The following is an 18043-nucleotide window of genomic DNA, read 5'->3' on the forward strand; positions in this document are numbered from 1 at the left end:
GCCAGGCAATACGGGCCCGGTAAAAAGCTCGCGAGCAAGCTCGCTCCTACAGTGGCTCGTGCAAGCCAACCTCTGCAGCATCCACCCTATAACTCTCCTGTAGGAGCGAGCTTGCCTCGCGAGCTTCTCAAGATGGCTGCGTTCACTCGCCAGTCAATACGGGCCCGGTAAAAAGCTCGCGAGGCAAGCTCGCTCCTACAGTGGCTCGGGAAAGCCAGCCTCTGCAGCATCCACCCCATAACCCTCCTGTAGGAGCGAGCTTGCTCGCGAGCTTCTCTAGATGGCTGCCTTCACTCGCCAGGCAATACGGGCCCGGTAAAAAGCTCGCGAGACAAGCTCGCTCCTACAGTGGGGGGGGGTTGGGTCGGCAGGGTTTATCATTAGATCGCTGGCTGAGCAGGTACGAGTTTAGATAAGCTCTGCCTCCCCCATCAGCAACCAGCGGTAAGCGCATGTTTGAAGTCACTGAGGTCCCCATTGCCCAACTGCGCGCCGCGCTCGAGTCCGGCCAGACCACTTCGGTTGAGTTGGTGCAGGCCTATCTCGCCCGGATCGAGGCCTATGACGGTCCCGACACCGCCACGGCGCTCAACGCAGTGGTGGTGCGTAACCCTGAAGCGCTGAGCGAAGCACAGGCAGCCGATGCACGTCGGGCCAAGGGCCAGCCGCTGGGGCCTTTGGACGGTATCCCCTATACCGCCAAGGACAGCTATCTGGTGAAAGGCCTGACCGCTGCCTCGGGCAGCCCCGCATTCAAGGATCTGGTGGCCTGGCGCGATGCGTTCACCATCGAGCGCCTGCGGGCCGCCGGTGCCATTTGCCTGGGCAAGACCAATATGCCGCCCATGGCCAACGGCGGCATGCAGCGCGGGGTCTATGGCCGCGCCGAGAGCCCGTATAACGCCAATTACCTCACCGCCCCCTTTGCTTCGGGTTCATCGAACGGCGCAGGCACGGCAACGGCGGCCAGTTTTTCGGCATTCGGCCTGGCAGAAGAAACCTGGTCGAGCGGACGGGGCCCGGCCTCCAATAATGGTTTGTGTGCCTACACGCCTTCGCGCGGGGTGATTTCGGTACGTGGCAACTGGCCGCTCACCCCGACCATGGACGTGGTGGTGCCGTTCGCCAGAACCATGGCCGACCTGCTTGAAGTACTCGATGTGGTCGTGGCCGAAGACCCGGACACCCGTGGCGATCTGTGGCGCCTGCAAACCTGGGTACCGATACCCGCGGTGGCTGCAGTGCGCCCTGCCTCTTATGCAGAGCTCAACGCCGGCGCTGAAGCACTCGCAGGCAAGCGCTTTGGCGTGCCGCGCATGTACATCAATGCCGACCCCGAAGCGGGTACGGCCCAAGCACCGGGTATCGGCGGCCCGACCGGCCAGCGGATCATTACCCGGGCCTCGGTGATCGAGCTCTGGCAAGCAGCGCGCAAGGCCATTGAGGCCCGGGGCGGCGAAGTGATCGAAGTCGACTTCCCGCTGGTGTCCAATTGCGAGGGAGATCGCCCTGGTGCGCCCACTGTGTTCACTCGCGGGCTGGTCTCCAAAGAGTTTTTGCATGATGAATTGTGGGAGCTGTCGGCCTGGGCGTTTGATGACTTCCTGCGGGCCAATGGTGATCCGAAACTCAACCGTCTGGCTGACGTTGACGGCGCTCTGATCTTCCCCCACGACCCGGGAACGCTGCCCAACCGCGAAGATGAACTGGCGGCGGGCATGGATGAATATGTGCGGATGGCCGAGCGCGGCATTACTCCGTGGGACCGGATCAGTACTTTGCCTGACGGCCTGCGCGGTCTGGAGCAGACCCGCCGGATTGATCTTGAGGACTGGATGGATCGCCTGGGTCTGGATGCGGTGTTGTTCCCCACGGTTGCTGATGTAGGGCCGGCGGATGCCGATGTGAATCCCGAGTCGGCGGATATTGCGTGGAGTAATGGGGTTTGGGTTGCCAATGGCAACCTGGCGATCCGGCATCTGGGTGTGCCTACGGTGACGGTGCCGATGGGTGTGATGGCGGATATTGGCATGCCGGTAGGGCTGACCTTTGCCGGTCGGGCTTATGATGATTCGGCGTTGTTGCGGTTTGCGGCGGCGTTTGAAGCCACCGGCAGTAAACGCCTGATCCCGCCGCGGACCCCGCTACTGGCATAAGCTTTTGGCTTTGGCTTTGGCTTTGGCTTTTAAGGACGATGTTCCTGCGGCTACTCGATATTCGGGGCGACACGAAGGCTCATCAAATGGGTATGTACTCGGCGCAAGTAACTGAAAGACCGCGTACATATCCATTACAGGCGTTTAACTCGACTATCGGTTTCGCTCTTACAGCGAGTCCCTTTTGTCAAGCAGCCACAAAAGGAACCAAAAAGGCCTTGCCCCCAGCGTACGGCCTTCGCTGCGCTCAGGTTCCCTCGCTCCGGCCCCGCTCCGTGGCCACGCCGTGACGGGCCATCCATGGCCCAACACGGCTCTCCCGGCATCCTTGCCGGGAGGACCACTGCGCAGAACCTCCTCTCGGCCTCCCGAAGGGGCTTGAAGATCAAGAGCAGATCAAGATCAAAAACAAGATCAAGATCAAGATCAAAAACAAAATCCGACCTGTAGTCGCTGCCAAAGGCTGCGATCTGGCGCGCAGCGCCAGCCTTCCTTAGCGGGTTTGCGCAACAATCTCCGATGCCGCAAGCATCGCCTTAAGCAACACCGCACATCCCGCCGCCAGATCCCCAGGATCGGCATTCTCGATTTCGTTGTGGCTGATCCCGCCCTCGCAGGGCACAAAAATCATCCCCGCCGGCCCCAGTTCGGCCAGGAAGATCGCGTCATGCCCTGCCCCGCTGACGATGTCCATGTTGGATAAGCCCAGTTCATTGGCCGCATTGCGCACTGCATCGACACAGTCGGGGTTGAAGTACAACGGCGGGAAGTCCGCAGTCGGGGTCAGTTCAAAGCTCAGGCCATGTTGCTTGCAGGTGGCTTCGATCACCCCGCGCACTTGTTCGATCATCGAATCCAGACGCTCCGGCAACAGATGACGGAAGTCCAGAGTCATGCGTACTTCACCCGGGATCACGTTGCGTGAGCCCGGATAGGCTTGCAGGCAGCCCACTGTGCCGCAGGCATGGGGTTGATGGCTCAGGGCGGCCTGATTGACCGCGGCCACCACTGCCGCCGCGCCAACCAGTGCGTCTTTGCGCAGGTGCATCGGGGTCGGTCCCGCGTGGGCCTCTACGCCGCGCAAGTTGAGGTCGAACCATTTCTGCCCCAGGGCGCCCAGCACCACGCCTATGGTTTTGCGTTCGTCTTCAAGGATCGGCCCTTGCTCGATATGGGCTTCAAAGTAGGCACCCACCGGGTGGCCGCTGACTTTGCGACTGCCGGCATAACCAATGGCATTCAGGGCCTCGGCTACCGTCACGCCCTGGGCGTCGGTCTTGGCCAGGGTTTCTTCAAGGGTGAATTTTTCTGCAAAGACTCCGGAGCCCATCATGCACGGCGCAAATCGCGAGCCTTCTTCGTTGGTCCACACCACCACTTCCAGCGGCGCCCGGGTCTGGATGTTGAGGTCGTTGAGTGTGCGCAGTACTTCGACGCCAGCCAGCACCCCGTAGCAACCGTCGAATTTGCCGCCGGTGGGCTGGGTGTCGATATGGCTGCCGGTCATCACCGGCGGCAAGTCGGGATTGAGCCCCGGACGGCGGGCGAAAATATTGCCCACCGCGTCGACGCTGACCGTGCAGCCCGCTTCTTCACACCAGCGTACAAAGATGTCCCGGGCCTGACGGTCGAGGTCGGTCAGGGCCAGGCGACACACGCCGCCTTTGACTGTGGCACCCAGTTGCGCCAATTCCATCAGCGAGGCCCAAAGGCGTTCTCCATTGACGGACTGCGGGCGTTGCTGCTGAAGGTCTTGTACAGCGTTCATGGTCTTTTCCTCAGGCAGTTTCTTGTAAGAGTTGATGGGGTGGCGATTTCAGATCGCACCTTTGACGACCGCTGTCTGCGGGTTGCTCAAGCGGCTCAGGCCGTAGTAAATCGCAGCGCCAAGCAACGATCCGGTAAACCAGCCGTAGTCGTAGAACCAGCTGAAGGCGCTGCTGCCCAGTGACAACAGGGTCAGTACCACCGGCACCCCGAATGCAATGAAACCGTTCCAGTTCCAGGCCGGGTACACGCCATCGAGGTACAGCCCCTCAAGGTCGAGTTTTTGCTGACGGATAATGAAATAGTCGACCACCATGATCCCGGCAATTGGCCCCAGCAGGCTGGAATAGCCCAGTAGCCAGTTGGAGTACACGGTTTCCAGGCTCACGTCCGAGACCAGCAGACCCAGCTTTTTCAGCAGTTCATGGGCCATCAAGGCCAGCCCCACCAGGCCGGTCAATATCACGGCCGTGGTGCGGTTGATCAGTTTTGGGGCGATGTTCTGGAAGTCGTTGGTGGGCGACACAATGTTGGCCGCCGTGTTGGTAGACAGTGTGGCGATGATGATCAGGGCCATGGCCAGGGCCACCCAGCCGGGGCTCTGGATGTGGCCAATGAGGCTCACCGGATCAGACACCGTAACCCCCACCAGTTTTTCCGATGCAGCAGTCATCACCACGCCCAGCGCGGCAAACAGGAACATGGTCAGGGGCAAGCCGAACAGCTGTCCCAGAATCTGGTCTTTCTGGCTTCTGGCGTAACGGCTGAAGTCCGGAATGTTCAGCGACAGGGTCGCCCAGAAGCCAACCATCGCGGTCAGGCCTGCAAAGAAATAGCCATACACACTGGCACCCTCGGGGCGCTTGGCCGGCTGCGCCAGCAGTTCGGTCATAGACACGTTGGGTAACGCCCAAACCAGCAAACCGATGCCAACCAGTACCAGCAGCGGTGCAGACAGGGTTTCAAGCCATTTGATCGACTCGGCACCGCGTAATACCACCCACAAATTAAGGGCCCAAAACACCATGAAGCCGATCACTTCACCGGTGCCGCCGAGGCTTTTCCAGCCTTCAAATACCGACCCCAGAAACAGGTGAATGGCCAGGCCGCCGAACAGGGTTTGAATGCCGAACCAGCCACACGCCACCAGGGCGCGAATCAGGCACGGAACGTTGGAACCAATGATGCCGAAAGAGGAACGCAGCAATACCGGAAACGGAATGCCGTACTTGGTGCCCGCAAATGCATTGAGGGTCAGCGGGATCAGGACCACCAGGTTGGCCAGCAAAATCGCCAGCAGCGCCTCGCCCACACTGAGTCCGAAGTAAGCGGTCAACACACCGCCCAGGGTATAGGTCGGCACACAAATCGACATGCCGATCCACAGCGCCGTGATATGCCATTTGTTCCAGGTGCGCTCGTGAACTTTGGTGGGCGCCATGTCGTGGTTATATCGGGGACTGTCGAGAACGTCAGTCCCGGCCTCCAGTTCGAACAGCCCGTTACGTTCGGTGACTTGTGATCTGCTTGGCTGCATGCTCGTTCACTCTCTTGTTTTGGTGTTCTGGTAACAGGCGCTGCGCAATAACGCAGTGCGACTCACTTGCCTGGTCCGGTGAATCCGGTAGTGGCAGCGACAATCAAGAACTGTGCCGTGTTAGTTACTTCTCCCTGCACATCGGCTTTTGGTACTTGCAACTGGCTGGTTTAAAAGGTTTTAAATACCAAGGCAAATGACACTCATTCCCGTTAAAGGCCATCTTCTAACTCGTGCCTGTTTTTTCATATAACAAAACGAAACAACTCGGTGCACGCTTATTTATTTTCCGCTTTACGCTCCCGTTGGTTCAGGGCTTCAAGCGCCTGATTTAGCATAAGAAACTTCGCCTATATTTGAATCCTGTCAAGTGCGTCAAAATGGTGATGTCGCGCACTATTTTGGTGATTTAAATAAAAAATCTATATAAATCATGCGTTTATATAAATATAAGCGCTTTAAAAATAAAGTTTGATCATTTAGCAACAACACTCTAGATTTCATTCCTGACACCAGTGACAGGAACCGATCCTGTACAGCGGTCGTAATAACAACACTTAGAACCGGTTCTAGCCGGTCTGCCTGCGAGGAACTCGGTATGTCACTGTTAATCCGTGGCGCTACGCTTGTGACCCATGATGAAAGTTATTGTGCTGATGTTTATTGCGCTGACGGTCTAGTCCGCGCAATTGGAACTGATCTCGATGTTCCGGCCGGCTGCGAAGTGCTCGATGGTAGCGGTCAATATTTACTTCCCGGCGGTATCGATCCGCACACACATATGCAATTACCGTTTATGGGGACTGTGTCCAGCGAAGACTTTTTCAGTGGTACTGCTGCCGGTCTGGCCGGTGGCACAACTTCAATTATCGACTTTGTGATTCCCAACCCTCAGCAGTCCTTGCTGGAGGCCTTTCATCAATGGCGCGGCTGGGCTGAAAAATCGGCTTCGGATTACGGCTTCCACGTGGCGATTACTTGGTGGAGCGAGCAGGTGCGCGAAGAAATGGCCGAACTGGTCAGTCACCACGGGATCAACAGCTTCAAACATTTCATGGCTTACAAAAACGCGATCATGGCCACCGACGACACTCTGGTCGCCAGTTTCGAGCGCTGCCTGGAACTGGGTGCGGTGCCCACCGTGCATGCCGAAAACGGCGAGCTGGTGTATCACTTGCAGCGCAAGCTCATGGCCCGGGGCATGACCGGGCCCGAGGCCCATCCACTGTCGCGCCCCTCCCAGGTTGAGGGCGAAGCAGCCAGCCGGGCGATCCGGATCGCGCAGACCATCGGTACTCCGCTGTACATGGTGCATGTCTCGACCCGCGAAGCCCTGGACGAAATCACCTACGCCCGCAGTCAGGGCCAGCCGGTGTATGGCGAAGTATTGGCAGGCCATTTGCTGCTGGATGAAAGCGTGTACCAGAACCCCGATTGGCAGACCGCCGCCGGCTACGTGATGAGCCCGCCCTTCCGTCCCCGCGGGCATCAGGAGGCGCTGTGGCATGGTTTGCAGTCGGGCAATCTGCACACCACGGCCACCGACCACTGCTGCTTTTGTGCCGAGCAAAAGGCCGCCGGGCGCGATGATTTCAGCTTGATCCCCAACGGTACGGCAGGCATTGAAGACCGCATGGCGGTGTTGTGGGATGAAGGGGTAAACACCGGGCGCCTTTCCATGCAGGAATTCGTTGCGCTGACGTCCACCAACACTGCGAAGATTTTCAATCTGTACCCGCGCAAAGGCACGATCCGGGTCGGCGCCGATGCCGATCTGGTGCTGTGGGACCCCCAGGGCACGCGCACGATTTCCGCCAAGACCCACCATCAAAAAGTCGACTTCAACATCTTCGAAGGCAAGACCGTGCGCGGTGTGCCCAGCCACACCATCAGCCAGGGCCGCGTGGTGTGGGCCGATGGCGACCTGCGGGCAGTGCGCGGCGCCGGGCGCTACATCGAACGCGCGGCCTACCCCGCCGTGTTCGACCTGCTGAAGAAACGTGCCGAGCAGCACAAGCCCGTCGCTGTAAAGCGCTGAATATAAAAACCACTGCCCGATAGAGGCAGGCGATCCCCACAACCGTGAGGCAATCACTGTGATCAAGTCCCTGAACCATTTGCCGCATCCCCATGAAGATGCGGTGGCGCTGGCCAGCCATTTCACTGATCTGGCACCGCCCCTGAACGCCCGACAGGCTGTGCTGGAAAGCTCGCGCTGCCTGTATTGCTATGACGCACCCTGCGTCAATGCGTGCCCCAGCGATATCGACATCCCGTCGTTCATTCGCAATATCCAGCAGGAAAATGTCCAGGGCGCCGCGCACAAGATCCTCTCGGCCAACATCCTCGGCGGCAGTTGCGCCCGGGTGTGTCCGACCGAGGTGCTGTGCCAGCAGGCCTGTGTGCGTAATAACGATCAGGAATGCGCCCCGGTTTTAATCGGCCTGCTGCAGCGTTATGCGGTCGACAACGCGCAGTTCAACGAATACCCGTTCAATCGGGCAGCCCCCACCGGCAAGCGCATCGCCGTAGTCGGGGCGGGCCCTGCCGGGTTGGCCTGCGCCCATCGCCTGGCCCTGCTCGGGCATGAAGTGGTGATCTTTGAGGCCAACGACAAAGCCGGTGGCCTCAATGAGTACGGGATCGCCAAATACAAACTGGTGGACGATTTTGCCCAGCGTGAAGTGGACTTCGTGCTGCAGATCGGTGGCATCGAGATGCGTCACGGCCAGCGACTGGGGAGTAATCTCAGCCTGAGCGAGCTGCACCTGCAGTTCGATTCGGTGTTTCTGGGGATCGGTCTGGCGGCCAGTCGACAGTTGGGGCTGCCCGACGAAGACGCACCCGGCCTGCTGGCCGCCACCGACTATATCCGCGAACTGCGCCAGAGCGATGACCTGACGCAACTGCCCCTGGCCGAACGCTGCATCGTACTCGGTGCGGGCAACACGGCCATCGACATGGCGGTGCAAATGGCCCGCCTGGGTGCTCGTGAAGTGAACCTGGTGTACCGCCGCGGGCTGGAGGACATGGGGGCCACCGGGCACGAACAAGACATTGCCAAGGCCAATCAGGTGCTACTGATGACCTGGGCCCAGCCCCAGGAGTTGCTGCTGGATGAACAAGGCCGCGTGCGCGGCATGCGCTTTGCCCGTACCCGTCTTGAAGGCGGGCGCCCGGTGAGCACCGGTGAAAGCTTCGATCTGGCGGCAGACGCGGTGTTCAAGGCCATCGGCCAGACGTTTGATGAAAGCGCGTTGAGCGATCCCCTGGCCCATGCGTTGAAACGTGCGGGTGACCGAATTGAGGTGGACGAGCAACTGCGCACCAGCGTCCCCGGGGTCTATGCCGGGGGCGATTGCACCTCCCTGGGCCAGGATCTGACCGTACAGGCAGTGCAACACGGCAAGCTGGCCGCAGAAGCCATTCATGCCCAACTCATGCTTAACCAGGAGGCAGCGTAAATGGCCGATCTCTCGATTGTTTTCGCCGGTATCAAGGCACCCAACCCGTTCTGGCTGGCCTCTGCGCCCCCCACCGACAAAGCCTATAACGTGGTCCGCGCCTATGAAGCGGGCTGGGGCGGCGTGGTCTGGAAAACCCTGGGCGAAGACCCGGCAGCGGTCAACGTATCGTCGCGCTATTCAGCGCACTTCGGGCCCAACCGCGAAGTCATGGGGATCAACAATATCGAGTTGATTACCGACCGTTCCCTGGAGATCAATCTGCGGGAAATCACCCAGGTCAAAAAAGACTGGCCCGACCGTGCATTGATTGTGTCGTTGATGGTGCCGTGCGAAGAGCAGGCCTGGAAGTACATCCTGCCGCTGGTTGAAGCCACCGGCGCCGATGGCATCGAGCTGAATTTCGGCTGCCCGCACGGTATGCCCGAGCGCGGCATGGGTGCGGCAGTGGGCCAGGTGCCCGAGTACGTGGAGATGGTGACCCGCTGGTGCAAGACCTATTGCTCACTGCCGGTGATCGTCAAGCTGACGCCCAACATCACCGACGTGCGACTCAGCGCCCGGGCCGCCCATCGCGGCGGTGCCGATGCGGTGTCGCTGATCAATACCATCAACTCGATTACCAGTGTCGACCTTGAGCGCATGGTGGCGCTGCCAATGGTCGGCAGCCAGAGCACCCACGGCGGCTATTGCGGCTCGGCGGTCAAGCCGATCGCCCTGAATATGGTGGCCGAAATTGCCCGCGACCCACAAACCCGGGGCTTGCCGATCTGCGGGATTGGCGGCATTGGCAGCTGGCGTGATGCCGCAGAATTCATCGCGCTGGGGTGCGGTGCGGTGCAGGTGTGCACGGCGGCGATGCTCCACGGGTTCCGGATTGTCGACGAAATGAAAGATGGTTTGTCGCGCTGGATGGACAGCCAGGGCTACACGAGCCTGGAGGACTTTTCAGGGCGGGCGGTGGGCAACACCACCGACTGGAAATACCTGGATATCAATTATCAGGTGATCGCCAAAATCGACCAGGACGCCTGTATCGGTTGCGGGCGCTGCCACATTGCCTGTGAAGACACTTCGCACCAGGCCATTTCCAGCGTCAAGCTGGCCGATGGCACGCGTCGCTACGAGGTTATCGAGGACGAGTGCGTGGGCTGCAATCTGTGCCAGATCACCTGCCCGGTGGAGTCGTGTATCGAGATGGTGCCGCACGACAATGGCCTGCCGTTCCTGGACTGGAACCATGATCCGCGCAACCCGTATCACGTGGCGTCCTAGGGGATAAACCGCTGCATCTGCATCGCGAGCAAGCTCGCTCCTGCAGGTTTTGTGCAGGTGTACAAAACCTGCGGGAGCGCCTCTAGGGTTCCAGCCCGATACCGCGCAGGATCACGCTGGTGACCGTCTGCACTGCCCGCTCGAACTGGATGTCGGACAGTGGCTGGTGGTCGTTGAGAATGTTCACCTGATGGTCGAAGTCGGCGTAATGCTGGGTTGAGGCCCAGATCATGTACAGCACGCTGGCAGGCTCCACCGGCAGAATCCGTTTGTCCGCGACCCATTGGCGGATTTTGGCTTCTTTCATCTTGGCCCAGTCATAAAGGCTGGCATCCAGCGCCCGCCCCAGTGAAGGAGCACCATGGATGATTTCATTGGCCCAGACTTTCGAGCCATAGGGCCGGGTACGGGAGTGATTCATTTTGGCCCGGATGTAACTGCTGAGCACCAGACGGGGGTCGTCGTAGGTCTCGAAACACAGCGCATCCTGCTTCCACACGTCGAGCAAGCCCAGTAACACGGCGCTGTAAAGTTCGGTTTTGGTGCTGAAGTAGTAGTGCAGGTTGGAGCGTGGCAGCTGAACTTCAGCGGCGATGTCCGCCATTGCAGCCCCGGCGAAGCCTTTTTCTGCAAAAACCTTCTCGGCGCCGAGAAGGATTTTCTCTACATTCGCGCGACGGATTTCAATTTTATGATTGCTCATTGCTTATTGCCCTTGTCGTCGTGCTTCGTCGATGAGCACCTGACAATTGCGGCACCCCGTGTGCGCATAAAAAAGCTCGCCAGTGGCGTCGAGTAGTGCCGGTTACGGCTACGCTTACGCAGCTACACGACGCGCAATCAAGTCAGTTCGCGGCGGGCAACTCAATAATGTTGGTTTCAATGCCGTCGAGTTTGGGCTTGAGTTTCATCTTGTCCTGGGTTTCCCGAGCTTGAGCCTCAGTCGCGAACGGACCGATCAAGAAATGTTTTACGCCTTCACGCTCATAAATATAGGGAGTGAAACCATTGTCAAGAAGCCTTCCCGTGCTATCGGTTATTGTCGCCTGCTGGCCCTCGGTAATCTCTAGCGCCCAATGCGCAACCGGGACTTGGGCCTGCGCAGACTCAGAAGCTGCTTTAGCCCGCTCGATTTTATCGTTAGACTCCTGCCCGCAAGCCGTCAAGGCCAATATTGCTGTCATCACGATGACTTTACGCACTGCGTTTCCCCTGTCTGTATGTGTAAATCGATTTTATCACTGGGGCGCCAACCATTGCTCACCTTGAACAAATTCGATTCGCCCCAATTTAAGACTCATACGCGAGAACTTTTCCTTTGTAGGGAATTAAACTTCTGGCGATGACGTCTGTAATGAGCGGCGCATTTATGCCCACTTAGCAGTATTCTGTAGTCATGAACGAAGCCGCACCGTCTCAGAGACGTGCCTTACAAAGCCATCAAGGAGAAAAAAATGCTGATTCTCACCCGCAAAGTTGGTGAAAGCATAAACATCGGTGACGATATTACGATCACTATTTTAGGGGTCAGCGGACAACAGGTCAGAATCGGCATCAACGCGCCGAAAGATGTCGCTGTGCACCGTGAAGAAATTTATCAGCGCATTCAGGCCGGCCTGACTGCCGCAGACAAAAACGATCAACCATAAGCATCCGAGGCACCAGCCCTTGGAGTGAGTGTCAGGGCTGCCCGGCCAGCCCTCCTCAATTCAAGACCTGCGGATGACACCGTCACGCCCCCCTTCCTTGCTCAATACTCCCTGCTCACTGAAAGATTAATCCTGCCAACTTGACCGTTCCAAGGTTTGCGACCACGCTCAATCCGCGTAGAAAGCTCAAGACAGACTGAGTCACTGCAAAGATGAGGGCTTGAAAAACGCCTCCTAATGTCAGCCCGGCAAAGGGCTGGACCTGTACCGTCAAGGAATGAAAGACATGTCCGATTTAATCGTTGTGGGATTTTCAGATACCGAAGTTGCAGATCGCGCCCTCACCAAAATGGTTTCGCTGAGCAAAGAGCACCTGGTAGAGCTGGAAGATGCGGTCATCGTCGTACGTAACGCCGAAGGCAAAATCCATATCAAACAAAGCGTCAATCTGACGGCCTTGGGCGCTACTTCGGGCCTGGTCACCGGCGGCCTTTGGGGCGCACTGGTGGGGCTGCTGTTTCTCAACCCGCTGGCAGGCTTTGCCATTGGCGGCGCCCTGGGCGCAGGCACCGGCGCACTCTCGGGTTCGTTGAGCGATTACGGGATTGATGACGCCTTCATCAAGTCCCTGAGTGAAACCATCCCGAATGACTCCTCGGCCCTGTTCTTGCTGCTGCGCAAATTCCAGCCGGAAAAAGTGCTGCAGGAACTTGAGGATTCGGATTTTAAAGGCAAGGTTCTGCGCACTTCCCTGTCCCCTGAACAAGAGCAGAAGCTGCAGGACGCGCTGTCCAAAACCACGGCCGTGGGCACAACCATCTAACGCCTCATTCGGGTTGTATCCGCAATCCGGCAGCCTTCGGGGCTGCCGGATTTCAGCCCAGGCGCACTGCCGTCCCGGTGGCAAACACCACCAGCATCCCGCCACGGCCAGAAGGCATGCTGATTTCGAAATCCAGCCCGACAATGGCATCTGCCCGCAAGTCCCTCGCCCTGTCGCGGATTTCATCCGTGACCTCGGCACGCGCTTCTTTCAATGCCCGCTCCAGGGTCTGAGAGCGCCCACCGAAAAAATCCCGCACCCCGGTAAAAAAATCCCGCACTACGTTGATGCCGTGTACCGACTCGGCACTGACCACTCCCAGGTACTCGGTGATCTGGCGGCCTTCAACACTGTGGGTGGTGGTGATAATCATGGCGTTCCTCATGGCATTCGCGAGTGAGACAGCGGTCTCACAATCTGCAAAAGATTAACCCATCGGCCCCTGTCTTTACTGACTTCACCGCTCTAAACAGGGCGACACTGGCCTTATGCGCCGGCAGTGTTACTGTAGCCACAGCGGTAACCAGCCTCTTCCGGGGCGACTATGCTTAAAGCGAATAAATCTAAAGACGTAAGAGTTGGGACCTCTCGCTCGGCAGATGCAGATGCCTGATATGCACTCAATAGCTGCGCCAAGCCTTATTTCGATCCCGCTTACAGGAAGCCCACAATGGTTCAAAGACAAGTCATCAACGCTTCGGTCAGCCCTAAGGGCAGCCTGGAGACGCTATCGCAACGTGAAGTCCAGCAACTGAGCGAAGTCGGCTCAGGCAGCAGTTACACACTGTTTCGCCAATGCGTGCTGGCGATTCTCAATACAGGTGCCCAGGTCGATAACGCTAAAACCATCCTTGAGGCGTATCAGGATTTCGAGGTGCGGATTCATCAGCAAGACCGTGGTGTTCGCCTCGAGCTGCTCAATGCGCCGGCGGATGCATTCGTTGATGGAGAAATGATTGCCAGTACTCGCGAGATGCTATTCAGCGCCCTGCGAGACATTGTCTACACCCAAAGCGGCCTGGACAGCCCGCGCATCGACCTGAGCTCCTCTGCAGGCATCACTGACTACGTATTCCACCTGCTGCGCAATGCCCGCACCCTGCGCCCTGGGGTAGATCCCAAGATTGTTGTGTGCTGGGGCGGGCACTCGATCAATACCGAAGAATACAAGTACACCAAAAAGGTCGGCCACGAACTGGGCCTGCGCAGTCTGGACATTTGCACCGGCTGCGGGCCGGGCGTAATGAAGGGCCCCATGAAGGGCGCCACCATCTCCCACGCCAAGCAACGTTTGACGGGCGGGCGTTATCTGGGACTGACCGAGCCGGGCATCATCGCTGCCGAAGCGCCGAACCCTATCGTCAACGAACTGGTGATCCTGCCGGACATCGAAAAACGCCTTGAGGCCTTTGTGCGGGTAGGCCACGGCGTGATTATTTTCCCGGGCGGCGCCGGGACTGCCGAGGAGTTCCTGTATCTGCTGGGCATCCTGATGCACCCGGATAACAGCGATGTACCCTTCCCCGTCATCCTGACCGGGCCCAAGGAAGCAGCCCCTTATCTGCAGCAGCTGCATGAATTTGTCGGCGCCACGCTGGGTGAATCGGCGCAGACCCATTACCAGATCATCATCGACAACCCGGCCGAAGTGGCCCGGCAAATGACCTCGGGTCTCAAGGCGGTGAAAAAGTTCCGCCGCGAGCGCAATGATGCGTTCCACTTCAACTGGCTATTGAAAATTGATGAGGGGTTCCAGCGTCCGTTCGAGCCGACCCACGCCAATATGGCCAGCCTGAAATTGCGCAGCGACATGCCTGCCCATGAACTGGCGATCAACCTGCGTCAGGCTTTTTCCGGGATTGTGTCGGGCAACGTGAAAGAGAAAGGCATTCACCTGATCGAACAGCACGGCCCGTACGAAATTCACGGTGACCCTGCAATCATGAAACCGCTGGATAAATTGCTGCACGCATTTGTTGAGCAGCACCGCATGAAACTGCCAGGCGGCGCGGACTATGTGCCCTGCTATCGCGTAGTCAGCTAAACCTGTCCCGAAGGGCACGCCGAGCGAAAAAAGGCGCATGACCACTCGCCTCGCCTGGCTTGCCCGTCAACGGATCATTTCAACGGCGCAAACTGTTTGACCGCCTCTAGCCAGGCAGGATCCAGCCGGGTCTGCTCCGTCTCGATGCCAAGCGCCTCCAGGCGCGCCTTGTGCAGATCAATCTCGTGAACCATCTGGCTCAACGCACTGGAGTTGGCGTCCAGCTGGTACATCTGGGTCACGCCCAGATGATAAAAGCGCAACAGCTTCATGGCCGTCACATCGCCGGCCATGACCCCTGCCGTCACATGGTGCATGACGTTGGTGACTTTCATCAGGCTGCGCTTGAGCTGCCAGCCATACACCGCCGGAGCCATCCAGGGCTGCGACCAGAAATTGAACCTCACCAGGGCAATGGTCATGATCAGGGCCACCATGACGCCCGCCAGATTCAAACGAAAATTATCCCCCCCCTGCACTCCCATCAGCCCCACTGCCAGCCCGGACACCAGTAGCGCCAACGCCGCAAAGGTCACCGCGATGTAGAGAGTGCTGCGTCGGGTTTTCTGGCGATAAACTTCGGGGCTGACCGGTTTTATTTCAAACATCACTGTCTCAAGACTCCTGGCTGATTATGAAAACCGGCATTATGCGCGCCTGAAGGGTCGGGGGACTCAACCAATCGCCGCACGTGATCATTTGCCGTCAGGGCAGCATCGGGATCACTCGATGCGGCTTGACCGACTTGAACGAGAAGCTTGAATAGATTTCCTTGACCGCAGGCAAGGTTTGCAATACCTCGCGGGCAAATTCACCGAAGGACTCCAGGTCTTTGGCCACCACTTCAAGCAAGAAGTCGTAACGACCCGAGATGTTATGGCAGGCGACAATCTCGGGTATATCCAGCAAACGCTGTTCAAAGTTCCTGGCCATTTCCTTGGTGTGCGAAGCCATCATCAGGCTCACGAAAGCCGTCACCCCATACCCCAGCTCCTTGGGCGAGAGAACCGCCTGATAGCCGCTGATCAGCCCGCTGTCCTCCAGTAACTTGACCCTTCGCCAACAGGGCGACGTGGTCAACGAAACCTTCTCGGCCAGCTCGGCGATGGTCAAGCGTGCGTTGCCTTGCAGGGCGGTGAGCAAGGCTTTATCGGTCCGGTCCAGAGCAATTGGCATAATTTGCCTCCAGCTGTCAGCGTGGCTGGCTTTTGTGCCAATAAATCTCTGTTTGGCTAGCCAGTTTGGAATTTTTATCGTTGTTTTTGAGCATAGCATCGGAGGAAATATCGGAGAGTCCGCCATGACTGACAACAAGAATAACTTCGGCTTTTCTACCCGTGCGATTCATCACGGCTACGACCCCTTGCAGAATAACGGCGCGTTGATCCCCCCGATTTACCTGACCTCAACTTTCGCCTTTGCCACCGTCGAATACGGCGCGGCCTGTTTTGCCGGGGAACAAAGCGGGCATTTCTACACCCGCATCTCCAACCCGACCCTGGCCCTGCTTGAATCGCGCATGGCGGCCCTGGAGAACGGCGAAGCAGGCGTGGCATTCAGCTCCGGCATGGGGGCGATTGCCTCAACCTTCTGGACCCTGCTGCGGCCCGGCGATGAAATCATCGTTAACCGCACGTTATACGGCTGTACCTTTGCCCTGTTACACCACGGCATTGGCGAATTCGGGGTCAAGGTCAAGCATGTCGACATGTCCGACCTGGCCGAGCTTGAAGCGGCGATCAGCCCGGCAACGCGCATGATCTACTTCGAAACACCGGCCAACCCGAATATGAAGCTGGTGGATATCGCTGCCGTCTCGGGGATTGCCCATCAGCACCCGGACATTGTCGTGGTCATCGACAACACCTACTGCACCCCGTACCTGCAGCGGCCGCTGGAAATGGGCGCCGATGTGGTGGTGCATTCAGCCACCAAGTACCTCAGCGGGCACAGCGACATTACCGCGGGCATCGTCGTTACCAGTCAGGCCCTGGCTGACCGGATTCGCCTGCAAGGCCTCAAGGACCTTACCGGAGCTGTGATGTCGCCCCAGGATGCGTATCTGCTGATGCGTGGCCTCAAGACCCTGGCCCTGCGCATGGACCGCCATTGCAGCAGTGCTCAGGTGATAGCCGGTTTTTTACAGGATCACCCGGCAGTGGAATGGGTCGCCTACCCCGGCCTGCCCTCTTTCCCACAGCACTCACTGGCCTCCCGGCAAATGAAACTGCCGGGGGGCATGATTGCCTTTGAACTCAAGGGAGGCCTTGCTGCCGGCCAGCGCTTCATGAACGCGCTGCAACTGTTCAGCCGCGCAGTCAGCCTGGGCGGCGCGGAGTCACTGGCGCAACATCCCGCGAGCATGACCCACTCCACCTACACCCCGGAAGAACGGGTGCGGCATGATATTTCCGAAGGTCTGGTACGCCTGGCAATCGGCCTGGAAGACCTTGCCGATTTGCTGGCGGATATCGAGCAGGCACTGAAAGCCTGAACCGCACCTCGTCAGCGACAAGAAACTCCCGTTATCCGTAGCAGTTGCCGCAGGCTACGTCCGATTGCGAAGCGATCGTAATCCACAGTGCAGGGTTTATCTGAAGAACCCCGCCACACCGACGCAGTCTCGTTTCACTCGCCAGCTGCTACAGGATATTTAGCGCAGTAGTCGCTGACGAGGCACCAGGCTGCGAGCTGTTCGGCTCAGCAAACGGCTCGCAGCCTCGTCAGCGACAAGAAACCCCCGTTGCCCGTAGCAGTTGCCGCAGGCTACGTCCGATTGCGAAGCGATCGTAATCCACCGTGCAGGGTTTTTCTGAAGAACCGCGCCGCACCGACGCAGTCTCGTTTCACTCGCCAGCTGCTACAGGATATTGGGCGCCTCGTCAGCGACAAGAAACTCCCGTTATCCGTAGCAGTTGCCGCAGGCTACGTCCGATTGCGAAGCGATCGTAATCCACAGTGCAGGGTTTTTCTGAAGAACCGCGCCGCACCGACGCAGTCTCGTTTCACTCGCCAGCTGCTACAGGATATTTGGCGCAGTAGCCTCGTCAGCGACAAGAAATGCCCGTTATCCGTAGCAGTTGCCGCAGGCTACGTCCGATTGCGAAGCGATCGTAATCCACAGTGCAGGGTTTATCTGAAGAACCGCGCCACACCGACGCAGTCTCATTTCACTCCCAAGCGGCTACCAAAGCCTCGTGAGATGTGGCCCGGTGCTGGCTCAACCCGGCGGAATCGTCGCCAAAATGCCGATACCGATGGTCAACACCAAAAAGCCGCCTAAAAACCATGCCATCTTGCCCATAATAATTGCCCTCAAACGTTCGTA

The 18043-nt window shown here is 58.4% G+C and carries 15 protein-coding genes; 8 read left to right on the forward strand and 7 right to left on the reverse strand.

The genetic code is table 11. The annotated features are described in order from the left end of the window. Positions 1-452: 452 nt before the first annotated feature. Entirely contained in the window at positions 453-2156 is a 1704-nt protein-coding gene (locus ACP7BO_RS22460; protein WP_426212811.1) for an amidase, read from the forward strand. Between the two features lie 493 nt (positions 2157-2649). On the opposite strand, the gene ACP7BO_RS22465 is transcribed toward ACP7BO_RS22460, so the two are convergent. Next, positions 2650-3924 (reverse strand): Zn-dependent hydrolase, encoded by a 1275-nt coding sequence (locus tag ACP7BO_RS22465; protein WP_426212812.1) that lies wholly within the window; start codon positions 3922-3924, stop codon positions 2650-2652. Positions 3925-3972: 48 nt separating this feature from the next. Then, positions 3973-5460, reverse strand: coding sequence for an NCS1 family nucleobase:cation symporter-1 (locus ACP7BO_RS22470; protein WP_426212813.1), 1488 nt, complete (start codon positions 5458-5460; stop codon positions 3973-3975). Between the two features lie 598 nt (positions 5461-6058). Here ACP7BO_RS22470 and hydA point away from each other — a divergent pair. The 3 genes from hydA to preA are packed head-to-tail and all read left to right on the forward strand — an operon-like array spanning position 6059 to position 10199. Next, positions 6059-7498 (forward strand): dihydropyrimidinase, encoded by a 1440-nt coding sequence (gene hydA, locus ACP7BO_RS22475; RefSeq protein WP_426212814.1) that lies wholly within the window; start codon positions 6059-6061, stop codon positions 7496-7498. Positions 7499-7556: 58 nt separating this feature from the next. After that, on the forward strand, positions 7557-8924 hold the full coding sequence (locus ACP7BO_RS22480) for an NAD(P)-dependent oxidoreductase (RefSeq protein ID WP_426212815.1): 1368 nt from the start codon (positions 7557-7559) through the stop codon (positions 8922-8924). Continuing rightward, positions 8925-10199 carry an NAD-dependent dihydropyrimidine dehydrogenase subunit PreA gene (gene preA / locus ACP7BO_RS22485; RefSeq protein WP_003442393.1) on the forward strand — a complete coding sequence of 425 codons (1275 nt, stop codon included), beginning with the start codon at positions 8925-8927 and terminating at the stop codon, positions 10197-10199. It begins immediately after the preceding gene. Between the two features lie 82 nt (positions 10200-10281). Here the strand turns inward: preA and ACP7BO_RS22490 are convergent, their stop codons facing one another. Next, positions 10282-10902, reverse strand: a complete 621-nt coding sequence (locus ACP7BO_RS22490) for a TetR family transcriptional regulator C-terminal domain-containing protein (protein ID WP_060693233.1) — start codon at positions 10900-10902, stop codon at positions 10282-10284. Positions 10903-11044: 142 nt separating this feature from the next. After that, positions 11045-11401: a hypothetical protein gene (locus ACP7BO_RS22495; protein ID WP_073509191.1), complete on the reverse strand. Its 357-nt coding sequence runs from the start codon at positions 11399-11401 to the stop codon at positions 11045-11047. A 252-nt stretch (positions 11402-11653) separates the two neighbouring features. On the opposite strand from ACP7BO_RS22495, the gene csrA reads away from it, so the two are divergent. Continuing rightward, a complete protein-coding gene (gene csrA / locus ACP7BO_RS22500) occupies positions 11654-11848 on the forward strand; it encodes a carbon storage regulator CsrA (RefSeq protein ID WP_060693238.1) in 195 nt (64 codons plus the stop codon). Positions 11849-12134: 286 nt separating this feature from the next. Then, entirely contained in the window at positions 12135-12671 is a 537-nt protein-coding gene (locus ACP7BO_RS22505) for a DUF1269 domain-containing protein (protein ID WP_426212816.1), read from the forward strand. 52 nt (positions 12672-12723) lie between these two features. Here ACP7BO_RS22505 and ACP7BO_RS22510 read toward each other — a convergent pair whose 3' ends face one another. Then, positions 12724-13044, reverse strand: a complete 321-nt coding sequence (locus tag ACP7BO_RS22510) for a YbjQ family protein (RefSeq protein ID WP_060693241.1) — start codon at positions 13042-13044, stop codon at positions 12724-12726. Between the two features lie 297 nt (positions 13045-13341). Here ACP7BO_RS22510 and ppnN point away from each other — a divergent pair, with 297 nt between their 5' ends. After that, entirely contained in the window at positions 13342-14715 is a 1374-nt protein-coding gene (gene ppnN, locus ACP7BO_RS22515; RefSeq protein WP_060693243.1) for a nucleotide 5'-monophosphate nucleosidase PpnN, read from the forward strand. 74 nt (positions 14716-14789) lie between these two features. Here the strand turns inward: ppnN and ACP7BO_RS22520 are convergent, their stop codons facing one another. Both ACP7BO_RS22520 and ACP7BO_RS22525 read right to left on the reverse strand, forming a co-directional pair. Continuing rightward, positions 14790-15323, reverse strand: coding sequence for a DUF3087 domain-containing protein (locus tag ACP7BO_RS22520; protein WP_426212817.1), 534 nt, complete (start codon positions 15321-15323; stop codon positions 14790-14792). Positions 15324-15420: 97 nt separating this feature from the next. Continuing rightward, the gene (locus ACP7BO_RS22525) at positions 15421-15891 is read right to left on the reverse strand and encodes an Lrp/AsnC family transcriptional regulator (RefSeq protein WP_397457126.1); all 471 of its coding nucleotides are present in this window, start codon (positions 15889-15891) and stop codon (positions 15421-15423) included. Positions 15892-16015: 124 nt separating this feature from the next. Between ACP7BO_RS22525 and ACP7BO_RS22530 the strand changes: the two genes are divergently transcribed. After that, complete coding sequence (locus ACP7BO_RS22530; protein ID WP_426212818.1) at positions 16016-17209, forward strand: methionine gamma-lyase; 1194 nt, start codon at positions 16016-16018, stop codon at positions 17207-17209. Positions 17210-18043: the final 834 nt, after the last annotated feature.

Origin of the sequence: Pseudomonas sp. TWR2-1-1 (assembly GCF_049897045.1) — a bacterium.
Lineage (GTDB): Bacteria > Pseudomonadota > Gammaproteobacteria > Pseudomonadales > Pseudomonadaceae > Aquipseudomonas > Aquipseudomonas versuta.